Origin of the sequence: Coleofasciculus sp. FACHB-712, from assembly GCF_014695635.1 — a bacterium.
Lineage (GTDB): Bacteria > Cyanobacteriota > Cyanobacteriia > Cyanobacteriales > FACHB-T130 > FACHB-T130.
The window spans coordinates 1-2,076 of the sequence record NZ_JACJOQ010000010.1 but is presented as its reverse complement, the minus strand read 5'-3'; the positions used below and the strand labels follow the sequence as shown (position 1 = coordinate 2,076).

The following is a 2,076-nucleotide window of genomic DNA, read 5'->3' as shown; positions in this document are numbered from 1 at the left end:
CCCTCTTTAGAAATAATTTCGGTGCTGGAAACCCAAATCGATGACTTGAGTCCCCAAGCCATCGGCTATGTGTTTGAGGCACTGTTTAACGCCGGTGCGGTGGATGTCTTCACTCAACCGATAGGGATGAAAAAGTCTCGTCCTGGCATTTTGCTGACGGTTATTTGCCATCCCGAACAAATATCCGCTTGCGAAGCGATCTTATTCCGAGAAACGACGACACTCGGCATCCGGCGTCAGACACAGCAACGCTCAATTTTGCAGCGAGAAATTCAACAGGTTCAGACAGAATATGGCTTCGTTCGCGTCAAGGTTGCCTGGACAGGGCATCCTGACCTGAAAGCGATCGCAAATGTGCAGCCAGAATACGAAGATTGTGCCGAATTAGCGAAGGCAAATAACCTTCCCTGGCGCGAGGTGCATCAACTGGCGCTCAATACCTGGTATCTCCAGAACAGTCGCAATACTTGAATTTGCTGCCAGCAAGACCCAGATACCTAACTAGATTTCAGGAATTGCCAAACCCATTCCTGTATTACGACTGGTTTGAAAATCATGTAAGGAAAATCCTGATGTATCGAATTAAGCAAGTGCCCTTAGCGATCGCGATCGCCATTGCTAGCCTCGTGGCGCTATTGACCATTAGCGGTTTCCTCGGCACTGCTGCGAACTCTCAGCCACCTCAACCAACTTCGGAAATCACTACAACTCAAGGGATAGACCTAGGGCGTTCTTTCCGAGAACTGGGCATTGAAGGGTCAATTGTGGTTTATGACCAAAATAAAAACCAATTCTACGAACATAACGCGCCTCGAAACTCAACGGCATTCTTCCCCGCTTCAACCTTCAAGATTTTCAACGCGCTTGTGGCATTGGAAACAGGGGTGATTCGAGATGAGGTGACTGTTTTAACCTGGGACGGCATTCAACGGAACATCACAGCTTGGAACCGAGACACCAACTTGCGCCAAGGTTTTAAAGACTCAACGGTTTGGTTCTACCAAGTTTTGGCTCGGAAAATTGGGCACGAACGGATGCAGAAATTTATCAATCAAGTCGGCTATGGAAACCGTCAAATTGGGACATCTGAGCAAATCGATCGATTTTGGTTAGATGGCCCTTTAAAAATTACGCCCAAACAAGAGATTGAGTTCCTGCAACGTCTCTATCGCAACGACTTACCCTTTTCCCAACGCAGCTTAGATTTGGTCAAAGATATTATGGTGCGCGAACAAACTCCAGACTATGTGCTGCGCGGAAAGACGGGCTGGACGGACAGTACGACTCCTGGGAATGGCTGGTTTGTGGGATATCTGGAACAGAACAAAAATGTTTATTTCTTTGCCACAAATATGGATATGCGAAATGATAATGATGGCGTCAATCGCATTGAAATTACCCGGCGCAGTCTTAAAGCCTTAGGACTACTTTAAAAACACTAGCAAGTCCTTAAGTTTCTGCTTTCAGATTTTCTTCAAAAATAGTCTCTTAGATGATTTATCGCAATTCTATTTGAGCTGTGAGGCAGCCCTTCAGATCCCGGACTTCTTAAAGAAGTTCGGGATCTCGCCTTCACGAATTATTTAAGACTGCTATATCAGTAGCGTTACTTGCACTCAGCTAACCTTTAGACTCTAAAATAGTCCTCGCTTGATCGAGCCTAGAACCAATCATGACTCTAACCTCCTCAATTAACAACACGACTCGGCTGCAACTCGCCCCTCTAGAAATTCCGACTCGTTTGCTGCTGGGTCCAGGCCCATCCAATGCCCATCCCGCTGTCCTTCAGGCGATGAATACCCCTCCGGTGGGGCACCTCGATCCAGCATTTCTGGCACTGATGGACGAAATCCAGATGTTGCTGCGCTATGTTTGGCAGACAGAAAACCCCCTCACCATTGCAGTCAGCGGGACGGGAACGGCAGCAATGGAAGCAACCATTGCCAACGTCACCGAACCCGGAGATGTGGTTCTAGTGGGCGTTAGCGGGTACTTTGGCAACCGCCTCGTGGATATGGCAGGACGATATGGTGCGGATGTGCGAACGATTACCAAACCTTGGGGGCAAGTGTTCCC

At 48.0% G+C, this 2,076-nt stretch carries 2 protein-coding genes and 1 pseudogene; all 3 read left to right on the top strand.

Annotated elements, in window-relative coordinates; translation table 11 throughout:
* A partial coding sequence (locus tag H6F50_RS00125; RefSeq protein WP_190424926.1) for a LarC family nickel insertion protein occupies nt 1–471 on the top strand: 471 nt, incomplete at its 5' end.
* Nucleotides 472–572: 101 nt separating this feature from the next.
* Nucleotides 573–1,433, top strand: coding sequence for a class D beta-lactamase (blaOXA, locus tag H6F50_RS00120; protein WP_190424923.1), 861 nt, complete (start codon nt 573–575; stop codon nt 1,431–1,433).
* A 239-nt stretch (nt 1,434–1,672) separates the two neighbouring features.
* Nucleotides 1,673–2,076: pseudogene (locus H6F50_RS00115) on the top strand (aminotransferase class V-fold PLP-dependent enzyme); the annotation flags it as partial.